Source organism: Chromohalobacter sarecensis (genome assembly GCF_023061135.1).
Classification (GTDB): Bacteria; Pseudomonadota; Gammaproteobacteria; order Pseudomonadales; family Halomonadaceae; genus Chromohalobacter; species Chromohalobacter sarecensis.
Window position 1 is genome coordinate 116,357 of record NZ_JAKGAN010000006.1, and the last position, 21,833, is coordinate 138,189.

Genomic DNA, 21,833 nt, shown 5'->3' on the forward strand with positions numbered 1-21,833 from the left:
ATGGCACTATTGACCGGTAAACCCTCGACGAGGCGGCAGGGATTCGAGCTGGCGATGATGTCGCCGGCACTTTTCCTGCTCGCCCTGATAACGCTGGTACCGTTCTTCTCGATCATCTGGATGAGCTTCAACGACGTCAGCCTGATGGGTGGACTGGCCTTCGAGTTCTCGGGCCTCGACAACTGGCAGCGGGTGTTCACGGACCCGGACATCCGCTCCAGTTGGCTAATCAGCCTGGTCTACTTCCTGGCCACGGTGGGCCTGGAGATGGTCATCGGCACGATGATGGCGCTGCTGGTCTACAGCCTGACGCGGGGCAGCAACATCATCATCTCGCTGCTGTTGATCCCGATGTTCATCGCCCCGGTGATCGTCGGGCTGCTTGGGCGCTTCATGCTCGACCCCAGCCACGGCCTGTATGCCTGGATGCTCAATGAAACAGGCCTGTTCGACGGAAACATCCTAGGCAGCGTCGGCTCGGCGATGGTCGCGGTCATCCTCATGGATGTCTGGGAATGGACGCCACTGGTCGCACTGATCGTCCTGGCGGGGCTCACCTCGGTGCCCGAGGACGTACTCGAGGCGGCCGAGATGGACGGCGCCAAGTACGCCCAGAAACTGATCTACATCATCCTGCCGTCGATCTCCAACATCCTGCTGGTGGCGCTGCTGATCCGCGCCATGGACGCGATTCGCTTCTTCGCGATCATCTTCATCACCACCAACGGCGGGCCCGCGGACTCCACCAAGATCATCCCCATCAGGCTCTATGACATCGCCTTCCGGTTCTTCGACCTGGGCTATGCCGCCGCCGTGGGCATCACCATGTTGGTGTTCTCGATCATGGTCGCCACGGCATTCACTAAGCTACTCAAACGCCAGGAGAAGGTCTCATGACCACCTCCAAGCGCTGGATTCCCCTTACGTTCAAGGTCACCCTGCTGACGCTGCTGCTGGTATGGACGCTGATACCGATCATCTGGATGGTGCTGTCCTCGTTCAAGCCGAACAGCGTCATTACTGCCAACACGCCACGGGTCTTCTTCACGCCCACCCTGGAGCACTACGCCTCGCTGTTCAGTAGCGGCAACAGTCTTTGGCCCTACCTGCTCAATAGCCTGTTCATCGCCGGGGTCTCGACGCTGATCGCCGTGGTGCTCGGCTGCATGGCCGGCTTCGGGCTGTCGCGGATCAGAATCAGGGGCAAGCAGCACCTAGCCTTCTGGATCATCAGCACCCGCATGGCGCCGATCGCCGCGGTCATCGTGCCGCTGTACCTGCTGTTTCGTTACCTCTACCTGCTCGACACCCACGCCGGCCTGATCGTCGCCTACCTGAGCTTCAACCTGCCGTTCGCCATCTGGCTGATGACCGCATTCTTCGACGACCTACCTCCCGACCTGGAAGAAGCGGCGATGATCGACGGCGCCACCAAATTCCAGGCGTTCCGCTACGTGGTGCTGCCGCTGATGACCCCCGGGCTGGTGACCACTGCCATCCTGTGCTTCATCTTCGCCTGGAACGATTACGCCTTCGCCCAGACGTTCTCCGGGCCCAGTACTCAGACGATACCCATCGCCGCGGCGCAGCTACTGACCCAGACCGGCATCGACTGGGGCAAACTGCTGGCGATCGGCACCATCGTGGTCTGCCCGATGGCGATTGCCGGGCTGCTGGTCAAGCGCTGGCTGGTCCAGGGGCTGACTCTGGGCGCCGTGAAATAAGCGGCCCTTAAACAACAGTCCTACAACAGACCGGGAGACACCCATGAACGTGATGTCGCAGTTCGATCTCAGCGGCAAGGTCGCCGTCGTCACCGGCGGCAACGGCGGGCTCGGCGAGGCGTTCGCCCATGCACTGGCGCAGGCCGGCGCAAGCGTCGCCATCGCCGCCCGCCGACACGAGCAGAGTCTGAAAGTGGTCGAGGCCCTGCAGGCGGCCGGACATCGCGCCATGGCGGTGGAGGTCGACATTACCCAGCCCGGAGCGGCGGATGCCCTGCTCGACGAGGTCGAAGCCACTCTCGGCCCGGTCGATATCTTCCTCAACAACGCTGGCGCCTGCCAGCATGCGCCGGCGCTGGATGTCACCCCGGAGCGCTGGCGGGAGATCTTCGATATCAACGTCCACGGGCTATGGTACTGCGCCCAGGCCGCCGGTCGGCGGATGCAGTCGCGCGGCGGCGTGATCATCAATATCGGCTCGATTTCGGCGATGATCGTCAACCGCCCGCAGATGCAACCCGCCTACAACGCCTCGAAGGCCGCCGTGCACCAGCTGACCAAGTCACTGGCCGCCGAATGGGCCCCCTACGGTATTCGTGTCAACGCACTGGCCCCTGGCTACGTCAAAACCAGCATGGCGCCGGTCGACGACCCTCGATTCAAGCCGCGCTGGATCGACGACGCGCCCATGCAGCGCGCCGCCACTCCCGAAGAACTCGGCCCCACTATCGTCTACATGGCCAGCGAGGCGTCGAGCTTCATGACCGGTTCCATCGTCGTGGTGGATGGCGGCTACACCCTCTGGTAGTCGCCAGTCGAGCACCGCCCGCCCATCAACCCCAGGAAACCGCCATGGCAACGCTGCAACTCAACAACATCATCAAGGACTTCGGCGGCACCCAGGTCATCAAGGGCGTCGATCTCGAGGTCAAGGATCGCGAATTCGTGGTCTTCGTCGGCCCTTCGGGCTGCGGCAAGTCGACCCTGCTGAGGATGATCGCCGGACTGGAGAGTGCCACTGCCGGCGATATCAAGGTAGATGGCAAGCGCATCAACGAGGTAGGGCCGGCCGAGCGTGGCCTGGCGATGGTCTTCCAGAGCTACGCGCTGTACCCGCACATGAGTGTCGAAGACAACATGGGCTTCAGTCTGCGCCTGGCCAAGGTGAAAAAGGCCGAGCGTCGCGAGAAGGTGCTCGCCGCCGCACGCATTCTGCAGCTCGAACCCTTGCTCGACCGCAAGCCCCGCGCACTCTCCGGTGGCCAGCGCCAGCGCGTGGCCATCGGCCGGGCGATCGTACGCAATCCCAGCATCTTCCTGTTCGACGAACCGTTGTCGAATCTCGATACGGCGCTGCGCGTGCAGATGCGCATCGAGCTGGCGCGGCTGCACGGAGAACTCGACGCGACGATGATCTATGTCACTCACGATCAGATCGAGGCCATGACCATGGCCGACAAGATCGTCGTGCTGCAGGACGGCTTGGTCGAACAGATCGGCTCGCCGATGGCGCTCTACCACCACCCTTGCAACCGCTTCGTGGCCGGCTTCATCGGCTCACCGAAGATGAATTTCCTCGACGTCGAGGTCCGCGAGGCCAGTCGCGAAGGCGTCAGTGTGGCACTGCCCGGCGGTGACTGCCGGGTACCGGTCATGGGCGACGGCGTCAGTGCCAGCGACACGCTGACGCTGGGCATCCGCCCCGAACACTTGAAGCTCGATGACGAGGGCCCGCTGACCGGCAAGATCGTGGTCATCGAGCGGCTCGGCGGCGCCACCTCGCTGTATCTCGAGCATGGCAGCAGCGAATGGATCCTGGTCGCCGACGGGGATGTCGCCCACCGCGTACACGATCAAGTGCGCTTTTCCTTCGCTCCAACCTGCGCGCACCTTTTCAAGGGCGACGGCGAAGCGCTGACCCACCTGCATCGCCACCCGCTGGTCGATATCGATCGCCAGGAAAACCGTGCGAAGCCCACCTGACCCAACTGCGATCGCCCTATGGCATGTCGGCCTGCAAGGCCTCGCGCCGAATGCGCCAATCTTCCAGCGCCATACGCGCTCGGGCACGCTGCGCCTGATCCTCCAGATCCCGTGACGGCGACGTCGTGGACGCCAGCTCATCGTCTGACCAATGATAATAGGTAGGATCGGTAAGGCTCGTCACCGCACCCGCCTCGCTGACCATGACGCCCTGTCCGCCATCCTGGTGATTGAATGTCAGCGCCATCGGCGATGCTTGCGACGTATACAGATCGCGTCCCATCCACGGCACCTGCGCGTCGGAAAGCGAATGCGCCCAGAGCGTCGGGAAGATATCCCGATGACTGATCCAATCGTCCTTCTGCGCCGTGTCGCCCTTGCGATAGTCCGGCGGCACCCACATCAGGATCGGCACGCCGAATTGATCGAACAAATCATGCGCGTCGGGATACTGCATGAGGGAGCGCGTATTGTGATCGCCGGTCGCCGCGAACAGCGTGTGGTCCATCAACCCATCGGCGTCGAGACGGTCGAGGAAACGCCCCATGCTGTCATTGGCATATTGATAGGTCTCGAGAATCGAGGTGCCGAACTCGGGCGAGACAGCCAGATCGTCGCCCAGCCGCGAAACATCCAGGGGCGCGGGATCGTAGTCTTCAGGAATCTTGTACGGCGGATGATTGGTGATCGATAGCATCACCAGCATCAACTTCTCGTCGTTGGCCTCGGCCTCTTTCAGAAGCTCCTCGCCATAGCGGAACATCCACTCATCGAAGAGTCCCCAAGTGCTGCCCTTGGCCTCAGGGAAGCGCTCGCGGATTGCGCTCTCGCCCAGCACCTCATCAAAGCCTTGACGCTTGAGTGCATCGTCGAGATTGCGCCACTGCGCCGAGCCCGAGGTCAGGAACACGGTGCGATAGCCGGCGCGCTCATAGGGCAGTACCGTCGACGTCGAATACTGCCGATAGCCATAACGACTCTGCGTCAACGGGCTGATCGGCGTATCCAACAGCAGCCCTTCCAGAGTGGGATGCGTGCCGTTCTCGGCCGATAGCGCGTGGGGGAAATAATCCGCCTTTTCCTGCATCCAGGGACGCAAGTGACCCAGCAGATCGTTATCTTCGGCATCGTCGAAATCCAGCGGATGACGCCCCCAGCTTTCCATCAAGCTAAACACGACATGCGGCGGTTTATCCGTTGCAGCGGATCGCTCGGGAGTCGTCTCAGTCATGTGGTCGAGAACCGCTTGTGGCGTATCGGCCTGCGACCAGCCAAGCACTTCTGCCGCCGCCATGGGAGAGTCGAACCCATAACGCGCCAAGCCCGACTGCGGATCGTCGCCAATCTGATTGACCTGACGCTCCTTCCAGGCTAGATAAAGCGCCTGCGGCCCACTGGGCACCAGGTCGTTGACGAAGGCATTCGACGACACTGCCATGTGCATCTGGCGCAAGGGAAAGGTTCCCAAGGTGCCGCGCCCTAACCCAATCAACGCCACCCAGGAGACAACCACCAACAGGGTGGCCCAACGCCATCCCAGCCGGCGCCGCGTACGCCGGTGACCACGCCGCATCAGCGCGACCTGCATCCCCGTCATGCCGACCAACACGATCACCAGGGGAATTAACGGGTAGTCACTCCAGACCGTCTGCAGTACCGCCTGGGTATCGTCCTCGAACAACCCGAAGATCAGCGAATTGATCGGGCCCTGATAAAAGGTAAAAAAGAAATGATTGATGAGCGACAAAAGGTTGACCAGCACCATGATCGCGATAGCCCAGACCAACCACAGGCGACGCCAGCTAGCCAAAAAGACGCGCGGCAAGGGGAGCAGTGCCGTCGCCACCACCAGCCATGGCCCCAGGAGAACCGCCATGATCTTGGCGTCGAAACGTAACCCCATCCAGAAGGCTTGCAACAGCCCCTCGCCCGAGAAATCGAGCGAAGACGGCGCGTTCAGTTGCCACAGTAAGATACGCATCAAGGTCAGGGTCACTACCCCGATCAGCCCCATGCGCCATAGTTGACGGTTAATTTCACGCCAGTGCTGCCAGCGCGAAACGGTCACGGAATCGTTATGCATAGGTCATCTCGACTTGGTAAGCGCGCACACTATACCGGGCCTGATCAACGCTGACGAGTTCACCTGAGCAGCCCACACATCATGAAAAAAACGCGCGGCCGACGCCGCGCGCTCATCTGCATCCTCCGGACCATGCCAGACGGTTCATCAGGGACATGGGCCGCTTTGCAGATTGGCCTGGGTCACATTGCTGCCCGGCTCCACACTACGCGTGAGCCACACGTTACCGCCGATGATCGAGCCCTTGCCGATGGTGATGCGCCCCAGGATGGTCGCACCGGCATAGATAACCACATCATCCGCGACGATGGGGTGGCGCGGCAGGCCTTTTTCCAGATGGCCGCGCTCATCCGCCGGGAAGCGCTTGGCACCCAGTGTCACCGCCTGATAGAGGCGCACATTGTTACCGATGATCGCGGTTTCACCGATGACGACGCCAGTACCATGGTCGATGAAGAAGCCCTCACCGATGGTGGCCCCGGGATGGATGTCGATGCCCGTGTCCGAATGCGCGATTTCCGCGATCATTCGCGCCAGCAACGAAAGATCCTCCTGGTAGAAATAGCTGGCGATACGGTGGTGAATGACCGCATGCACCCCCGGATAGCACAGCAGCACTTCATCGACGCTACGCGCCGCCGGATCGCCATGGTAAGCCGCCATCACATCGGCATCGAGCTGGCGGCGAAGCTTGGGCAGATCGGCCGCGAAGCCCTGCACGATCTCCACCGCGCGCGCCTGGGTATCCCCGGCATCGCGACCCAACTGCCGGGCGATGTACTTCAGTTCCAGGCACACTTCGTGGCATAGCGCATTGAGGGTGGCATCCAGCGTGTGGCCGACGTAGAAATCCTCACTCTCGCGGCGCAGATCGCTAGGCCCGAGACGCATTGGAAACAACGCCCCGATCAAGTCGTCGGTAATCACACGAATGGCACTCCGCGACGGCAGTTCGCGACAGCCACGCTCGCGCGAGCGTCCATTACGCTCGCGCCAGGTCTCGCGAGTAGCCCTCAACTGCGTCACGATTTTCTCAAGCTGCCAATCGACGTTATGCATACCTCACCGTGTCCTCAATGAATGCGAGTGGCTCATGATAAGCCGCCTCATGGTCGAGTGCGACCTCGGTGTCGCATACAAGTAGACCATGCCCCACAACACATACCGCTCCTTGAGGGAACCATGCAAAATGCCCTTCCTCGCAGGCGAGAAAGGGCATCCAATGCGCCGAGATCAGTCTCTCAGTGCCCCAGCAGCGAGCGAACGTCTTTCGCCTCCCAATGCGGGAAATATTTTCGAACCAAGGCATTGAGCTCGACCTCGAAGGCCTGCCAATCCACCTCGCCGGTGCCCGTGCCGGCACCCTCGGCTGTGCCACGCACCATCCCCGCGCCCACGGTGACGTTGGTCAGCCGGTCGATGACGATGAAGCTGCCGGTGCCGGGGCTCACGCGGTAATCGTCCACCGGCAGCGTGCCGGCTACTTCGATGCGGCAGCGGCCGATGGCATTAAGGCCCAGTGTGTCGGCGGCGTGATGCTCGAGCGTGTTGACGTCGACCTGATAGTCGATCTGGCTCACCTTGCCGGCGAGATCCCGGGTAGCGAGCTTGAGGTCGTAGAGCTTGCCGGGCTCCAGGGCGGTGTCGTGCATCCACACGATGTCCGCCTCGAAGGCATCGGCCAGCGGCACCTCGGCGTCGGCGGCCACCAGCCAGTCGCCCCGCGAGATGTCGATCTCGTCGTCGAGCGTGACGGTAATCGCCTGCCCCGGATAAGCCACCTCGAGATCGCCGTCGAAGGTGACGATACGCGCGACCGTAGAACGCTTGCCCGAGGGCAGCACCTTGACCGCCTGGCCGGGGCGCAGGATGCCGGCCTCGAGCGTGCCGCAGTAACCGCGGAAGTCGAGGTGCGGGCGATTGACGTACTGCACCGGCAGGCGCAGATCCGTCAGGTTCTGATCGTGGGCGACCTCGATGGTCTCGAGCAGCTCGAGCAACGGTGTCCCGGGTTGGCCATCGACACGGTACCAAGGCATGTTCTCGCTGCGATTGACGACGTTGTCGCCTTCCAGCGCGGAGAGCGGCACGAAGTGCAGGTTAGGCGCATTGAGCTTGGCGGCGAAGTCGCGGTACTCAGCGACGATCTCGTCGAAGCGCGCCTGGGAATAGTCGACCAGGTCCATCTTGTTAACGGCGATCACCAGGTGCTGGATGCCCAGCAGGTCGGCGATGAAGCTGTGCCGCCGGGTCTGGGTCTGCACCCCGTGACGCGCGTCGATGAGGATCACCGCGAGGCTGGCCGTGGAGGCCCCGGTGGCCATATTGCGAGTGTACTGCTCATGGCCCGGCGTATCGGCGATGATGAACTTGCGCTTATCGGTGGAGAAATACCGATAGGCGACATCGATGGTGATGCCCTGCTCGCGCTCGGACTGCAAACCATCCACCAGCAGCGCCAGATCGACCTTATCGCCGGTCGTCCCGCTGGTCTTGGAAGCCTGGGTAATCGCGGCGAGCTGGTCCTCATAGATCATCTTGGAATCGTGCAGCAGCCGCCCGATCAGGGTCGACTTGCCGTCATCGACGCTCCCGCAGGTGATGAAACGCAAGAGATCCTTGTTTTCATGCTCGTGCAGGTAGGACTCGATATCGTCGGCGATCAGCGATGACTGGTGGGACATGATCGTGTCTCTCGTTATCGTTGGGGTGAGACAAACTGCGAGCCGCGAGCATCGGGCTGCGAGCAGGTCGTACACACCGCAATGGGGAAGTCTGGGTTAACGCTTTTCATAGCTCGTAGCTCGTAGCTCGTAGCTCGTAGCTCAGGGCTAGAAATAGCCTTCCCGCTTCTTGCGTTCCATGCTTCCCGCCTGGTCTTTGTCAATAGCGCGGCCGGAGCGTTCGCTGGTCTTGGTCAGCAGCATTTCCTGGATGATCTCGGGCAGCGTGTCGGCGTGGGATTCCACCGCGCCGGTAAGCGGGTAACAGCCCAGCGTACGGAAACGCACCCATTTCTCTTCGGGGACTTCGCCTTCTTCCAGCGGCATGCGCTCGTCGTCGACCATGATGTCGACGCCGTCGCGCTCGACCACCGGACGCGGGGCGGCGTAATACAACGGGACGATGGGGATCGATTCGAGGTAGATGTACTGCCAGATATCCAGCTCGGTCCAGTTGGAGAGCGGGAATACGCGAATCGACTCGCCCTTGTCGATCTTGCCGTTGTAGATGCTCCACAGCTCCGGACGCTGGTTCTTGGGATCCCAGCGGTGGTGCTTGTCGCGGAAAGAGTAGACACGCTCCTTGGCGCGCGAGGCTTCTTCATCGCGCCGCGCGCCGCCGAAGGCGGCATCGAAACCGTGCTTGTCCAGCGCCTGCTTGAGCGCCTGGGTCTTCATGATGTCGGTATGCTTGGCACTGCCGTGATCGAACGGGTTGATACCGGCCTCGACACCTTCCTGATTGATGTGCTCGATCAACTCCATGCCCACCTCGTCCGCCATGCGATCGCGGAACTCGATCATCTCGCGGAACTTCCAGGTGGTGTTGACATGCATCAACGGGAACGGCGGCGTGCCGGGATAAAACGCCTTGCGCGCCAGGTGCAGCATCACCGACGAATCCTTGCCGATGGAATACAGCATCACCGGGTTGGCGAATTCGGCGGCCACCTCGCGGATGATATGGATCGACTCCGCCTCGAGCTGCTTCAAGTGAGTCTGGCGTTCGGGGGTGATTTCGGTCATAGAGTATCCGGAAATTCAGATTCAATGGCGGTGGGGAGAGCTAGAAACCCGCCGCTCTACGCATCATGGTGCTCACGGTACCCAGAGACACATGATAACGTCAAAGAATTAAGAACTATTTTTTAAGCACGATTAAGAATAAAAGAGCTCGAACGTGACGTCTCCGGGCTCAAGGGTCGACACGCTCAACCCAGGTCGACAACCGCTGCCCTTCCAGATCGACGATCCGAAAACCGGGACGAGACGCTTCGTCGAGCGTGAAATCGTCTCGCCGGGGAAGAAACTGATCGGCGGTGGCGGGACAGCCGTAAACGGCAATGTCGCCATGGCGTGCCGCAAAGGCCTGGTGAATATGCCCACACAGCACCGCCCGCACCTGGCCGTAGGCGGCCAGCGTCTGCCATAGCGCCTCGCGATCCGCCAGACCCAGCGCATCCATCCACGCCGAGCCGATTTCCAGCGGCGGGTGGTGCATGGCCAGCAACGTGGGACGATCGTCTTCCTCGAGCCGCATGGCAAGGTCCTGCAAGGCGGCTTGGCCCAGCTCTCCGCCCGCCTGGCCGGGCACGCGAGAGTCCAGCAACAATAGCCGCCACTCGCCGAGGTCGAGTTCGTCATGGAAAGGATGCAGCTCTTCCATGAATTCGGGATGGTCGTGATTGCCGGTCATCCAGAACCATGGGCACTCGAATTCGGCGAAGACCTCGAAGGCATGGCGGTACGCGGCTGGGGATTCGTCATGCCCGATATCGCCGCTGACCAGCACGATGTCCGGACGTAACCGCCGTGCCTGGGCAACGACCGAACGCAACTGGCGTAGCGGGTATCCGATGCGCGAGCGCGCCTCGGGATTGGCGCAGAGATGACAATCGCTGATCTGGATCAAGCGCATCAAGGCAGCTCCGGCACGTCCACGGTCAGCCCGTGTGCCAACCCATGTTCCAGCCATTCCCCCAGGAAACGATTAAGCTGAAGTTTTTCGTCGGGCTGATGCATGCGCGCATTAGGATAGCGATAGCGGCCATGGAAATGCCGTTGGCGCTGAAAATCGGTGACTTCCGCCATGCGCGCATCGTGATACAGGTGCACGAGCATGCGAGGCGACTCGATGATGCCATCCAGCACGCCACTCTGTGAGACTCGGCAAATGGTGGTGTAAGGCGCGCATTCGAGCACTTCCAGCCATAACGAACCAAAACGGCGATGCTCGCCGGCCAGCGCGACCTCGCGTGTTTCTCCGGCGCCCATGTCACCGAGCAGTCGGCTCAGGCGCAGGTAGTTGGCCGTGCATTCGCCTTGCAGGGACTTGAGGTCGTTGACATATGCCGCTTTCGCCATCCTCTACCTCCTTGCCCGTAGCGAGGCGCGCTCACGCACCAGCCAATTCAATGCAATCAGGGACATCGCGTTATCGATGATGCCCTGCTCGAGAAGCGCCCAAGTCTGGGCAAAGCTCAGTACGTGGACCTGAATATCTTCGTTCTCGCTCTCGAGACCGTGCACGCCGCCCACGCCGTCGCTATCCACCAGCCCGCAGAACAGGGTGACCCGTTCGGTACACGCGCCGGGGCTTGGATAATACGTATACAGCTCGATCAATTCACCGATCTCGCAGCCTGCTTCTTCCATGGCTTCACGGCGGGCGACCTCGGCGGTAGTCTCGCCCGCGTCGACCAACCCCGCCACGGGTTCCAGCTTCCAAGGGCTTAGCGGATCGTCCAACGCACCGGCGCGTATCTGTTCGACATGCACCACGCAATCACGCTGCGGGTCGTAAAGCAGCACGCCGACCGCATCGTGGCGCACATGGACTTCGCGGATGACCCGCTCACTCCACTGGCCGTCGAAACGGCGATGCCGATAATGACGCCGCTCGAGACTGAAAAATCCCGATTGCAGCGTTTCATCGAAGCGCTCCTCGACCGACTCGTGCGCATAACGCGGCGCGTAGGGATGAGCCTGTTCAGTCATGACGCCTCCTGACAGTAAAGCCATGAACGAGGCGACACGCTACACGGCGCATCGTCCCGATACACGGGCACAATGCGCCTCATTATCCCGACGCGGCATGGCGATGCCAACCGCGCCGGCGCTCTTCTATGACAATTCGTCCACTAGCCGCCGCGCTTTCTCTCGCAACGCCTCGTCCGAGGCGCGTCCCTCGCGGGCCTGGCCGTCAACGGCCTGCTGCGCGTGGCGCCGTGCCTCTGCGCGGCGCCCCTCGTCACGAAGATACGTGGCATAGAAGTAATGAGTGTCGATGCCATCGCCGCGAATTTCCAGCGCGCGCCTCAACAGTTCACCGGCCTTGTCGTCATCGCCGAACGACACCGGCCAGCCCGGCGCACGATCGTACAGCGCCCCTAACGTCACATAGGCGGCGCCGTCATCGCCACGTGGGTCGAGCTCGATGGCACGCTCCAGCGCCTGACGTGCGCGCTTCGCCAGATCGAGCGCCCCGAGGCCGCCCTTGGCCTTGGCGTACGAGGCAAGAATCACGCCTTCGGCCGTCAACACATGCGCGTTGTCGGGATGCGCCTCGGCGAGCGTCTCGGCTTCCTTCGCCAGGCTTGTCAGCGCCTTTTCCTGAGCCGCACCCTGCATGCCGTATTCCACGTTTCCCCAACGCGACATCAGCGGATACACACCCTCCGGCGAGGCATCGGCCCAGGCCAGAGCACTACTGAGCGCGCCGATCAAGGCAGCGCACAAGACAACATGAAGACGAGCCGATATGAGACGGCGTCGACGGAATGCTCCCACGAAATGACGACCCTGCATGGCGACCTCCTGGCGTACTGCACTCTTGTGATAGTAGGTATGTTCACTCGCCCTAAAATGTAACGAACGTTTGAATTAATCGCTAAGTCGATTCGTCGTAGTTCGAGTTGCAGTGCCGACGCCGCGCGCCACGCAGCGGGGTTGGCGTACCGGCAAGGCTTGCGTAGGGTAAGCATTCCACGCTCTGGAGGTAGGCATGAAAGGCCGCAATATGACCCGCTGGCGCGATCCCGCCAAGGACCCGCGCCAGGAAAAGAAGAGTCCGCTGATCACGGCACAGGGCTATGCCCGGCTCAAGGGCATCCATGAGCATCTGTCCCGCGTCAAACGTCCTGCGCTTTCCGTCAAGGTCGGCGAAGCCGCCGCCCAAGGGGACCGTAGCGAGAATGCCGACTACACCTATAACAAGAAAGAGCTCAACCGTGTCATCGCGCGCATCCGCTATCTCGGCAAACGCCTGGATGAGGTGCAGGTCGTCGACCGCCTGCCCGCCGACACCTCGCGGGTATACTTCGGCGCCTATGTCACGCTCGAGGATGAACATGGCGAGGAACTGGCGATCCGCATCGTGGGCCACGATGAAACCGACACCGACAAGCATTGGGTCAGCGTCGACGCCCCACTCGCCCGGGCCTTGCTGGGCAAGGCTCTCGACGAAGACGTCACCGTCAACGCCCCGGCCGGCGACACCACCTATGTGATCACGGATATCGCCTACGCCGATCCCGACGCCTAAGGCTCATCTCAAAAGTGCCTAACGCTTGCTGGCGCGATAAACCCGAAACCGCCGATCATCGGCGAGGATCTTGAAGTCACCGAAGGCCTCTTCCAGCAAGCGGGGATACGGCAGAAAGGCGTTGGCCACCAGAATCAGGCTGCCGCCCCGTGCCAATTTTTCAGGTGCCTCGCGTATCAAGCGCGCCGCCGGGTCGTAATCGATGGCACGCTCCTGATGAAAAGGCGGGTTACTGACGATGGCGTCGAATGTTCCCGTCACTGCGCTGTAGACATCGCTCTGCCACGCGTCCCCCGTCACCTGATTGGCCTCGAGCGTGCGGCGCGTCGCGGCCACCGCGAAGGCGTTGAGATCCACCGCCGAGACGCTTGCGCCTCGTACGCCGAGCCAGGCAGCGAGAATGCCGTCACCACATCCCATATCGAGCAGGTGACGCCCCTTCGGGTCGCCGAGGGCGCGTGGCAGTGTCTCGAGCAACAAGCGCGTGCCATCATCGAGCTTGCCGTGGCCAAATACGCCGGGGTGACTCGCCACGCTGACGCCCTCGGCCTCGAACGAGGTCCAGGCTGCCTCCGGCGACAACGACAGTGGCGCGGTGCGCGTGGCATACAACGTGCACCGCCGCGCGTTATCCACCTTGCGGCATCCGAGCCCCAGAGCGGCCAGCGATTTGAGCACCCGCTTGACGCCCCCTTGATGCTCGCCGACGACCTGCAGCGGCGTGCCTTCGGGCAACACCGCGCACAGCGCCAGCAGCCACCACTCGCCTAGCGCATGCGTCTTGGGCCAGAACAGTACGGCGCCCGCGACCGGCGCTTCCAGCACCGGCGCAAGGCCGTCGTAAACCCGGTTCCCACGCGCTCGCCAAGCCTGGCAAATCGCCGCATCCGCACTCCACACGCTACCGCCGGTGGTTTCCAGCCAGGCATCGCGAGGTGGCGCGACCCACAGCCAATCGCGATAATCGTGAGACTGACGGGCAAGCAACTGGCAAGGGGGTGTCTCGGCGTTCATGACGCGGTCTCCGGTTTGTACAGGGTGTAGTGCAGATAACGCCCCAGGCACCAGTGCGGCTCCTGCTGGCAATAACGGCGCTCGAGTTCGATTATCTTTTCCAACTGCTCCGCGTCAGGAGAACGCTCCCGAAGGTAATCATGGAAGATACGCACCCCCGTTACCGCCTCGATCGACAGGCCTTCCACCGCACTCCACGCGCGTATCTGGGCATCGGTGAGCGGCGAGATAGGCGTCAGGCGTTGGCGTTTCCCGAGCCCCTCGAGGCGATCATCGAGCGCCTTGTCCAGATTGCCTTTGATCACGTTGGAGAACCGCAATGCATCGCGGTTGAAGACCATCAGCGACAGATACCCGCCCGGCGCCAGCAAAGTGGCGAGCTGTTTGAAGGCGGCATGCGGCTCGGCGAGCCATTCCAGTACCGCGTGACAGACGATCAGCCCCCAAGGGCCCGGTGCCTGTTCGGGCAGTGTTTGCCAGGTGGCATCGACGGGTGTGACGGCTAGATCACCCATCCCCGTGATGGCACGTTCGCGCATGTCCCGCGAGGGCTCGACCATGGTCACCGCATGACCGCGCCGTGCCAGCCATATGCTCATTTGGCCCAGGCCGGCCCCCACGTCCAGTGCGGGCCGGCCATCGTCAGGGAGTTCACGAGGTAACACATGCTCCAACACTGCCAGACGAATCGCACCGCGCGGTGTCCCGTAGAGGCCACGTTCAAATTTGTCGGCCAAGCCGTCGAAAATCCGGTCGTTGGTGACCAATGGCATCCCCTACCCATCCAGCGCACCTAAAATGTCGGCGAATGAAGACACTTTTCCATTCGAAGCCTGGCACTGGAATGTAAAAAAGGAGTAGTCTAGCGTTACTGGACGTATGCCTCCAGCCCGGACCAGACGGGGCTTTCATCCGCAGCGCACGGCTTCGACCCAACACGCATGACGCCACTTGATCGAGCTCCGGCCTGTGGCCGGCGAAATAGCGCCATTCCCACGCCTTCGCGTGGATGTCGTAGAGGACACGAGACCTTGGCTCCACATACCTTGCCTCCGTCGCTAACCGAGTTACTGGAAGTAACAGGCATTGCACTCACGATTGCCGATGGCGACCAGCCTGGCTGCCCCTTGATATTCGTCAACAAGGGCTTTGAGCAGCTTACCGGCTATACCCGCGAGGAAGTGTTGGGGCGCGCCTGCCGACTGCTGCAGACAGGTGATGCAGACCCGGAGGCCAACCACCGTCTGCAGCGTGCCATCGATGAACGCACACCGCTAACGCTGACCCTCGAAAACCGTCGCAAGGACGGCACAGGTTTCGACAGCGAACTAATGCTGGCGCCGCTATACAGCCAGGAAGGGCATTGCTACCTGGTCAGCATGCAGCGTGACATCAATGAAAAGCCTCGATCGCGCACCCGTTGGCAGATTCAAAGCCGTCTCCTGGAACAGCTCAGTGCCCAGGCACCCGGCGTGCTGTTTCAGTATCGGCAATGGCCTAACGGCGAGGGCAAATTCCTCTATATCAGCAACCGACTAGCCGACTATTGCGGCATCGACCGCGACGCCTTGCAAAAAGACGCCGAAACATTATTAGCCCGGATCGCTCCAGAGGATCGACTGCAGCTGCGCAATGCACTTACATGCTCCGCCACGTCACTCAGGCTATGGCAAAGGGTCTTTCGTTATCATCACCCCACTCGGGGGCTGCGCTGGCTGGAATGCGCCGCCATGCCCACACGCCTCACCAACGGAGGCACACTGTGGCATGGCTATTTGACCGATGTTACCGCACGCAAGCTTGCGACAGAGCGCATGGCACTGGCAGAGACGGTTTTCGACAGCACCCATGACGGCATCCTCGTGACCGATGCCGACAAATGCATCATCGATGTCAATCCCGCCTTCACGCAGTTGACCGGATACAGTGCCGAAGAAGCCTTAGGGCGCACGCCCCACTTACTGTCCTCGGGCAAGCACAATGCACAGTTCTATACCAGCCTGTTCACTACCGTACACCAGCACGGATACTGGACGGGCGATATCTGGAACGTTCGCAAGGACGGTAGTCAGCTCATCGAGAGCGTCACCATCTCGGCGATCTACGATGCTCAGGGCGCCATCACGCATTACATCGCCGTATTCCGCGATATCACCCAGAAGCATCTGAAACAGGCACGCCTGGAGCGGCGCGCTACCTATGATCCACTCACCAGCCTGTTCAATCGCGATCATTTTGGCGGTGCGCTGGAAAATCTGCTCTCCGGGCTTTCCTACACCGGCATCGGGATCGCCGTACTATTCATCGATCTCGACGACTTCAAGCCGATCAACGATACATACGGCCACGCGGCAGGCGATGAAGCCTTGGTGATCATCGCCCAGCGGCTCAAGCAACAAACACGCAGCACCGATCTGGTCGCACGGCTAGGCGGCGACGAATTCGTCATTGCCCTGGCGGGCATGCGCAGCGCAGAAAAAGCCGAGAAGGTCGCCTTCAAGATCCTCGACGACTTGATCAGCCCCATCCACCTGCGCAACGAGCACAGCATCACGCTCTCGGCTTCCGTGGGGGTCGCCTATACCCAGGACAGCCAATTCGCCGCGAACGCGTTGATCGCCGCCGCCGACAGCGCCATGTACGAAGCCAAGGGGCAAGGTAAGAACCGCGTCGCGATGAGCCAGCGCCACCCAAGCGATGGTGCCGATCTCTATACGCGCTTGCAGAGCGCCCTGGAGCAAGAGGAATTGGCGCTGTTCTATCAGCCCATCCTGTCGCTGGCAGACGAGCGCATCGTCAGCTTCGAAGCGCTGGTGCGCTGGTATCATCCCGAGCAGGGCCTGCTCGCACCGCACCATTTCATCGATATCGTCAATCACTCCTCGCTGGAACGTGCCTACAGTACCTGGCTCGTCCATCAGGCCGCGCGCACCGCTCAACGCTTTCAAGCATGCGACATGGAAGTCACCGTGAGCATCAACGTCACCCGCGACCAGGTCGAATCCGGCCAGCTCGCCGAAGACATGGCACAGGCACGCAAACGCCATGCCCTCGCCTCGCCGTTCCTCAATGTCGAGGTCGTAGAGACCGCCCAATTCCATGATCTCGACCTGGCCTACAACCAGCTCCAGCACGCACGACAACTCGGCGCCCAGATTGCCCTCGACGACTTCGGCTCCGGCGTCTCATCGCTGACATACGCTAGCCAGCTTCCCATCGATATCGTCAAAATCGATCAGGCAGTCATTCGCCACCTCGTCGAGCGTCCGCAACAACGTCGTTTCGTCAGCGGTATCATCGACATGGCGCATGCCATGCAACGCATCGTACTGGCCGAAGGCGTCGAAACCCCCGAGCAGCTCGAGGTACTGCGTCAACTGGGCTGCGACATGGCGCAAGGCTTTCTTATCGGCCATCCCCTGCCAAGCGATGAGCTCGAAGCGCACTACCTTGCCGGCACGTCCCAACTTCTCTATCCACTGGCGTTACAGGCGCAATAAAGGCGCGCCGGAGCATGCCACGGGTTTATCCCGAGCCCCGGTACGCTTATAATACCGACCCCGCCGCGCCCCTATAGCTCAGCTGGATAGAGCGTCCCCCTCCTAAGGGGAAGGCCTCAGGTTCGAATCCTGATGGGGGCACCATCGCGCCTCAAGCACCGACGCCAAGACACCTTCTAGAGACGTCTTGGTTTTTGTCTCGTGACAGTCCTTTCAAAGCGTTATTCATTCGAATTTTTATTATAAATATTGTTAATATTGTAACAATTGCGTAACATCCCGACGCCTTTTAAGGCTAATTAAAATTCGATTTACGCAAGGGAATCCCATGAATCTAAAAATGACTGCGATCGCAATGAGCGCAGCAGGTATGGTGTCACTGTCTGGCTGCGCCAGCATCGTCGGTGACAAAGATCAGCAAATCACGATCAATAGCACGCCATCTCAGGCAGACCTAGTGATCACGGACGAAACCAATCAGGAAATTTTTCAGGGAGAAACGCCGACGACCGTCACGCTAAAGAAGGCGGATGGCTCCTACTTCGGAGGCAAGGACTATAGCGTCACTCTCAGTAAAGACGGCTATGAATCACGGGCCATCTCTATTTCCAGCTCACCCAATGGCTGGTACATCGGGGGGAACATTCTCTTCGGCGGCCTCATTGGCTGGTTGATCGTGGATCCACTGACAGGCGCCATGTATACGCTTAGCCCCGATGAGATCAACGGCAACTTGGGAGAGAGCGTCGCCCAGCATGAAGGCTCTCAAGAGCTGAACCTGGTACTTCTCAAGGACGTTCCCGACGACTTGCGCAACGATATGCAGCTCCTGGGGAAAATCTAAACTGCCCATTGGGGTCGCGCCCCAGCGGCCCCAATAGCCCTCCCTTTACCAGATAAACCTAATTTCCTCGATACCGAATACTGCGACACCCATTGTCGCTACCTTCCTCGATACTCCTTGCCTACCTCAACGTGCAATGGAGTTCGGTATGCGCAAAGGAGTGGTGACGCAGTTGGCGTCGTATATCGCACGCAAGAAAGGTAATACCGAGAACGCAGCAGCACGAGCATTGAAAGATGAGCAGCTCGCGTTGTGGATGTCGGATCGCGATCACTGGCGGGATAGCTGTCCGTTGAATGCCGATCTTGCCGATAGCCTCACGCTTATCCCTGTCATCGACGATCGCGTGGCGACAGCTACCACCGATGGGCGCAGCATCTATTTCGATGCACGTTTCAGTGCGCCGCTCGACGCAGAGCATCGCCGTTATCTACAGGCGCACCTGACCTGGCACTGTGCCTTGGGCTATCTACTTCCTGCCTCATCGTCCTCCGATATGTGGCACCTGGCGTGGGACCATGAGATCAACAGTTTGCTATTGCAGCAGGGTTATATGCTGCCGACTTCGGCCGTATTGTTCTTCTCGAAAGTCCCGTATCCCGCTCACGAAGTGCATGACTGGCTACTCACTCACCCGGCGCTTGAACAGGAAGTCACGACCGACCGCCTGTATGAAGAGTGCGTCATACCACTCCCTTCATCACAAGCTAGCCTCGACACAGATTTCACACCGACGCCGCCCGACAGCAGGCTCGTCGAGACATGGCGCTCGCACACTCGGATGCTCGCCAATGACTATCGGTGGACCCACCATCTGCCTGCCCCCATCGCGACACGTTTGAAGCATTTGTCATAGCACGACATGGCGGACCGAATACCCGAATATTCTAAAGAAAATCAATTCAAGGCCGATGACTACTATGTAATAAAACGTAACTCTTCTCCGAGGACTCCATGCCCCACGTTCGCGATACGCTCTTTCGTTACCTGACCCTGTTGCAGCTAATTCCCCGCAGTCCGGGCCGCATCGCGACCCCTGTATTGCTGGAGAAGCTTCGTGAACGCGGTTTCATGGTCGATGCTCGCTCGCTGCAACGCGATCTTCGCGACAAATTGGCGCTGCACTTTCCCTTGATCTGCGATGATACACAAAAACCCTTTCGCTGGTATTTCGACCGTCAGTTTCAAGGCAACCTCCCGGCCCTGGATTTACCCAGCGCCCTCACGCTCATCCTTGCCGAAGAATATCTCAAGGGCATTCTGCCCCCCGTGGTGCTGGGGCAGTTGTCTCACCAGTTCGCCGATGCGCACCGGTTACTCGACGACCTGGAAGGCAACAGCTTGAACCAATGGAGGAAGCGTGTTCGGGCCATTCCCAACGGCAAAGCTCTGATGCCCGCCGCCGTTGATGCCTTTAGCTGGCAATGCGTCGCGCAAGCCTTGCTGGAAAACAAGGCCATCGAGGTACGCTACCTTTCGCGGAGTCGTGAGGAGTACAAGATACTGATTCTTCATCCACAGGGACTCGTCACCCGTCACAGTGTTACCTATGTCGTGGCGACGGTGGAGGAATACAGCGACCTGCGTCAGTTCGCATTACACCGAATACATCAAGCGACCATTAGTCATATGCCGTGGCGCGAAACCCCGGGATTCGATCTCGATACGTATATCGCCGATGGTGCTTTCGGTTATCGACAATCGCGCGATGATGTACACCTGATTGCCAATGTCGCCCCTCAAGTCGCCTGGCTATTGACCGAAACACCGTTAGCGAGTGAGCAAGAATTGACGCCGCTGCCGCATAGTCAGTGGCAGCGACTGAGCGTCGAATTACCCGACGACCAGCAAACACTCTGGTGGCTGAAAGGCATGGGCGCCAATGTGGAGGTGCTGGAACCCTGTGCCTGGCGTGAGGAAATACGTGACGATGCCCGCCGCATTCTGGCGCAATCATCCTTGAAAACACCCATGGAAACCGAGACGTAGCATCCTGCCATTTCCATACATATTCTTACTAAAAAGTATCAAACTTTATACATGCTCATTAAAAAGCCGGCTCGCAATGAGCCGGCTTCGTTTTGGCCGCGATCTTCAAGATCGCTGAGGCATCGACAGCTTAGAAGCTGTAGACAGCACCCACGGCAACGCCGTCACCTTCGTCGTTAGTACGATCGTACTGCGCGTACTCAACGAAGGTGTACATAGCCGGAGATAGGTTGTACGTAGCGCCCAACGAAAATTCGTTGAAGCTGTCGTCACCACCGGAATCAACCACGTTGGCCACTTCTTCGTCGGCATCGACGCGCTGATAGGCACCGTAGACATCACCGAAGCCATAGCCGTAACGTGCACCCAGCGCATAGCGCATGATGTCACCGCTATCGTCTGCATAGTCGACGTCGGTGTTTTCCACCTTGGCGGACAGACGCAGCGCGTCCATGGTGTACTGAGCATTCACACCATAGGCCTTGGCGCTATATTCATCACCAGTGGTTTCATCACGAAGATCGTAGTTATCGAGATCGTCATAGACACCGGCAATTGAGAACGCGCCAACGGTATACTTCAGACCACCGAAGAACGAAGCATTCGAGCCATTGCTGGAGATATCAGGGTTAGCGCCGTTAGCGTTGAACTCGTCTTCGGCATCGCCTTTGTACTGGCTACCCACGGCAAACTGCAGGCCACCAAGGGACGGAGACATATACTGAATCTTGTCACCTTCGCGATCAGTATCGACAGTATCGCTCAAGGTGCCGCCATAGAGACCACCCAAATCAGTGGTAGAGTCGGAGACATCGAAGTATTCGTTGTTGGTGATCGGATCCTGGACCCAGTCATCAATCAGCGGATCCCAGGAACCAACACGGGCATCACCGAAGTTACCCTTCAGGCCCATGTAGGCTTGGTCGCCAGAATTTAGACCACCACCGATCTTTTCTTCATCGGCGTTATGCTCGAACTCGGCCTTGAAGTAGCCGGTCAGGCCCGGATTGATGATGTGCTGACCAGAGAAGCCGACGGTCGAGCCGTTGTCGAACAGCTCGTCTTCTGAGTCACCGGCAGCATTATCGAGTGATTTGTAGGCAATCTGAATGTTGCCGTACAGGTCGAGCTGCGTACCGTCTTGGTTGTAGATGGTGGCAGCCTGGGCAGCACCTGCTGAAGCACCGATGGCGCCGGCAACGGCAGTCGCTAAAAGTGTCTTTTTCATCGCGATATATTCCTTAACTAGCTTACTGTTCGATCGTGTCTGCAAATGCAGTCGGCTTTCGACCCGGTCTGTTTTTTCAGCGGCTTGCTAAGGCAACACCGCGACGAGTTCGTAAAGCCTTGTTGTTATCCAATGCTCGCAGAGAAACCTTATACCGGTCTTTTGGAGAACGCAACAAGAAAAAAACACTGTTTTCCTTCCG

At 60.0% G+C, this 21,833-nt stretch carries 20 protein-coding genes and 1 tRNA gene; 10 read left to right on the top strand and 11 right to left on the bottom strand.

Going from position 1 to position 21,833, the window contains the following annotated elements; all coding sequences use genetic code 11:
• Genes L1071_RS11065 through L1071_RS11080 form a run of 4 tightly spaced genes read left to right on the top strand, consistent with a single transcriptional unit; the run spans position 1 to position 3,707 of the window.
• Positions 1–897 (top strand): carbohydrate ABC transporter permease, encoded by an 897-nt coding sequence (locus L1071_RS11065; protein ID WP_246974730.1) that lies wholly within the window; start codon positions 1–3, stop codon positions 895–897.
• Complete coding sequence (locus L1071_RS11070; protein WP_246974733.1) at positions 894–1,724, top strand: carbohydrate ABC transporter permease; 831 nt, start codon at positions 894–896, stop codon at positions 1,722–1,724. Before L1071_RS11065 ends, L1071_RS11070 begins: the two co-directional genes overlap by 4 nt.
• Before the next feature lie 43 nt (positions 1,725–1,767).
• Entirely contained in the window at positions 1,768–2,532 is a 765-nt protein-coding gene (locus L1071_RS11075; protein WP_246974735.1) for an SDR family oxidoreductase, read from the top strand.
• A 44-nt stretch (positions 2,533–2,576) separates the two neighbouring features.
• Positions 2,577–3,707: an ABC transporter ATP-binding protein gene (locus tag L1071_RS11080; RefSeq protein WP_246974739.1), complete on the top strand. Its 1,131-nt coding sequence runs from the start codon at positions 2,577–2,579 to the stop codon at positions 3,705–3,707.
• A 16-nt stretch (positions 3,708–3,723) separates the two neighbouring features.
• On the opposite strand, the gene L1071_RS11085 is transcribed toward L1071_RS11080, so the two are convergent.
• The 8 genes from L1071_RS11085 to L1071_RS11120 form a co-directional block, all read right to left on the bottom strand.
• Entirely contained in the window at positions 3,724–5,790 is a 2,067-nt protein-coding gene (locus tag L1071_RS11085; RefSeq protein ID WP_246974742.1) for an LTA synthase family protein, read from the bottom strand.
• A 147-nt stretch (positions 5,791–5,937) separates the two neighbouring features.
• The gene (gene epsC / locus L1071_RS11090) at positions 5,938–6,849 is read right to left on the bottom strand and encodes a serine O-acetyltransferase EpsC (protein ID WP_246974744.1); all 912 of its coding nucleotides are present in this window, start codon (positions 6,847–6,849) and stop codon (positions 5,938–5,940) included.
• A gap of 182 nt (positions 6,850–7,031) precedes the next feature.
• Positions 7,032–8,474, bottom strand: a complete 1,443-nt coding sequence (gene cysN / locus L1071_RS11095; RefSeq protein WP_246974747.1) for a sulfate adenylyltransferase subunit CysN — start codon at positions 8,472–8,474, stop codon at positions 7,032–7,034.
• A gap of 147 nt (positions 8,475–8,621) precedes the next feature.
• Positions 8,622–9,539, bottom strand: a complete 918-nt coding sequence (gene cysD, locus L1071_RS11100) for a sulfate adenylyltransferase subunit CysD (protein ID WP_246974750.1) — start codon at positions 9,537–9,539, stop codon at positions 8,622–8,624.
• Between the two features lie 169 nt (positions 9,540–9,708).
• A complete protein-coding gene (locus L1071_RS11105; RefSeq protein ID WP_246974753.1) occupies positions 9,709–10,431 on the bottom strand; it encodes a metallophosphoesterase in 723 nt (240 codons plus the stop codon).
• A complete protein-coding gene (locus tag L1071_RS11110; RefSeq protein ID WP_246900821.1) occupies positions 10,431–10,877 on the bottom strand; it encodes a DUF1249 domain-containing protein in 447 nt (148 codons plus the stop codon). The genes L1071_RS11105 and L1071_RS11110 overlap by 1 nt, the downstream gene beginning before the upstream one ends.
• A 3-nt stretch (positions 10,878–10,880) precedes the next feature.
• On the bottom strand, positions 10,881–11,510 hold the full coding sequence (locus L1071_RS11115; RefSeq protein WP_246974756.1) for an NUDIX domain-containing protein: 630 nt from the start codon (positions 11,508–11,510) through the stop codon (positions 10,881–10,883).
• Positions 11,511–11,636: 126 nt separating this feature from the next.
• Entirely contained in the window at positions 11,637–12,320 is a 684-nt protein-coding gene (locus tag L1071_RS11120; protein WP_246974759.1) for a TRAP transporter TatT component family protein, read from the bottom strand.
• A gap of 196 nt (positions 12,321–12,516) precedes the next feature.
• Here L1071_RS11120 and greB point away from each other — a divergent pair, with 196 nt between their 5' ends.
• Positions 12,517–13,056, top strand: a complete 540-nt coding sequence (greB, locus tag L1071_RS11125; RefSeq protein ID WP_246974762.1) for a transcription elongation factor GreB — start codon at positions 12,517–12,519, stop codon at positions 13,054–13,056.
• Positions 13,057–13,074: 18 nt separating this feature from the next.
• Here greB and L1071_RS11130 read toward each other — a convergent pair whose 3' ends face one another.
• Both L1071_RS11130 and L1071_RS11135 read right to left on the bottom strand, forming a co-directional pair.
• Positions 13,075–14,070, bottom strand: a complete 996-nt coding sequence (locus L1071_RS11130) for a methyltransferase (RefSeq protein ID WP_246974765.1) — start codon at positions 14,068–14,070, stop codon at positions 13,075–13,077.
• Positions 14,067–14,843, bottom strand: a complete 777-nt coding sequence (locus L1071_RS11135) for a methyltransferase domain-containing protein (RefSeq protein WP_246974768.1) — start codon at positions 14,841–14,843, stop codon at positions 14,067–14,069. The genes L1071_RS11130 and L1071_RS11135 overlap by 4 nt, the downstream gene beginning before the upstream one ends.
• Before the next feature lie 258 nt (positions 14,844–15,101).
• Between L1071_RS11135 and L1071_RS11140 the strand changes: the two genes are divergently transcribed.
• The 5 genes from L1071_RS11140 to L1071_RS11160 all read left to right on the top strand — a co-directional run bounded on the left by L1071_RS11140 (position 15,102) and on the right by L1071_RS11160 (position 20,403).
• A complete protein-coding gene (locus L1071_RS11140) occupies positions 15,102–17,570 on the top strand; it encodes a sensor domain-containing protein (RefSeq protein ID WP_246974771.1) in 2,469 nt (822 codons plus the stop codon).
• A gap of 67 nt (positions 17,571–17,637) precedes the next feature.
• Positions 17,638–17,714 (top strand) — tRNA-Arg (locus tag L1071_RS11145).
• A 184-nt stretch (positions 17,715–17,898) separates the two neighbouring features.
• On the top strand, positions 17,899–18,414 hold the full coding sequence (locus tag L1071_RS11150; protein ID WP_246974774.1) for a hypothetical protein: 516 nt from the start codon (positions 17,899–17,901) through the stop codon (positions 18,412–18,414).
• A gap of 148 nt (positions 18,415–18,562) precedes the next feature.
• Positions 18,563–19,270 carry a DUF2201 family putative metallopeptidase gene (locus L1071_RS11155; protein WP_246974777.1) on the top strand — a complete coding sequence of 236 codons (708 nt, stop codon included), beginning with the start codon at positions 18,563–18,565 and terminating at the stop codon, positions 19,268–19,270.
• Positions 19,271–19,368: 98 nt separating this feature from the next.
• Positions 19,369–20,403, top strand: a complete 1,035-nt coding sequence (locus L1071_RS11160; protein ID WP_246974780.1) for a helix-turn-helix transcriptional regulator — start codon at positions 19,369–19,371, stop codon at positions 20,401–20,403.
• Between the two features lie 130 nt (positions 20,404–20,533).
• Here L1071_RS11160 and L1071_RS11165 read toward each other — a convergent pair whose 3' ends face one another.
• Positions 20,534–21,631: a porin gene (locus tag L1071_RS11165; protein ID WP_246974784.1), complete on the bottom strand. Its 1,098-nt coding sequence runs from the start codon at positions 21,629–21,631 to the stop codon at positions 20,534–20,536.
• Positions 21,632–21,833: the final 202 nt, after the last annotated feature.

What these genes read in the sequence shown, in the direction of transcription:
- L1071_RS11065 (WP_246974730.1), top strand. Translation starts at nt 1, where the DNA reads ATGGCACTATTGACCGGTAAACCCTCGACGAGGCGGCAGGGATTCGAG.
- L1071_RS11070 (WP_246974733.1), top strand. Translation starts at nt 894, where the DNA reads ATGACCACCTCCAAGCGCTGGATTCCCCTTACGTTCAAGGTCACCCTG.
- L1071_RS11075 (WP_246974735.1), top strand. Translation starts at nt 1,768, where the DNA reads ATGAACGTGATGTCGCAGTTCGATCTCAGCGGCAAGGTCGCCGTCGTC.
- L1071_RS11080 (WP_246974739.1), top strand. Translation starts at nt 2,577, where the DNA reads ATGGCAACGCTGCAACTCAACAACATCATCAAGGACTTCGGCGGCACC.
- L1071_RS11085 (WP_246974742.1), bottom strand. Translation starts at nt 5,790, where the DNA reads ATGCATAACGATTCCGTGACCGTTTCGCGCTGGCAGCACTGGCGTGAA.
- epsC (WP_246974744.1), bottom strand. Translation starts at nt 6,849, where the DNA reads ATGCATAACGTCGATTGGCAGCTTGAGAAAATCGTGACGCAGTTGAGG.
- cysN (WP_246974747.1), bottom strand. Translation starts at nt 8,474, where the DNA reads ATGTCCCACCAGTCATCGCTGATCGCCGACGATATCGAGTCCTACCTG.
- cysD (WP_246974750.1), bottom strand. Translation starts at nt 9,539, where the DNA reads ATGACCGAAATCACCCCCGAACGCCAGACTCACTTGAAGCAGCTCGAG.
- L1071_RS11105 (WP_246974753.1), bottom strand. Translation starts at nt 10,431, where the DNA reads ATGCGCTTGATCCAGATCAGCGATTGTCATCTCTGCGCCAATCCCGAG.
- L1071_RS11110 (WP_246900821.1), bottom strand. Translation starts at nt 10,877, where the DNA reads ATGGCGAAAGCGGCATATGTCAACGACCTCAAGTCCCTGCAAGGCGAA.
- L1071_RS11115 (WP_246974756.1), bottom strand. Translation starts at nt 11,510, where the DNA reads ATGACTGAACAGGCTCATCCCTACGCGCCGCGTTATGCGCACGAGTCG.
- L1071_RS11120 (WP_246974759.1), bottom strand. Translation starts at nt 12,320, where the DNA reads ATGCAGGGTCGTCATTTCGTGGGAGCATTCCGTCGACGCCGTCTCATA.
- greB (WP_246974762.1), top strand. Translation starts at nt 12,517, where the DNA reads ATGAAAGGCCGCAATATGACCCGCTGGCGCGATCCCGCCAAGGACCCG.
- L1071_RS11130 (WP_246974765.1), bottom strand. Translation starts at nt 14,070, where the DNA reads ATGAACGCCGAGACACCCCCTTGCCAGTTGCTTGCCCGTCAGTCTCAC.
- L1071_RS11135 (WP_246974768.1), bottom strand. Translation starts at nt 14,843, where the DNA reads ATGCCATTGGTCACCAACGACCGGATTTTCGACGGCTTGGCCGACAAA.
- L1071_RS11150 (WP_246974774.1), top strand. Translation starts at nt 17,899, where the DNA reads ATGAATCTAAAAATGACTGCGATCGCAATGAGCGCAGCAGGTATGGTG.
- L1071_RS11155 (WP_246974777.1), top strand. Translation starts at nt 18,563, where the DNA reads ATGCGCAAAGGAGTGGTGACGCAGTTGGCGTCGTATATCGCACGCAAG.
- L1071_RS11160 (WP_246974780.1), top strand. Translation starts at nt 19,369, where the DNA reads ATGCCCCACGTTCGCGATACGCTCTTTCGTTACCTGACCCTGTTGCAG.
- L1071_RS11165 (WP_246974784.1), bottom strand. Translation starts at nt 21,631, where the DNA reads ATGAAAAAGACACTTTTAGCGACTGCCGTTGCCGGCGCCATCGGTGCT.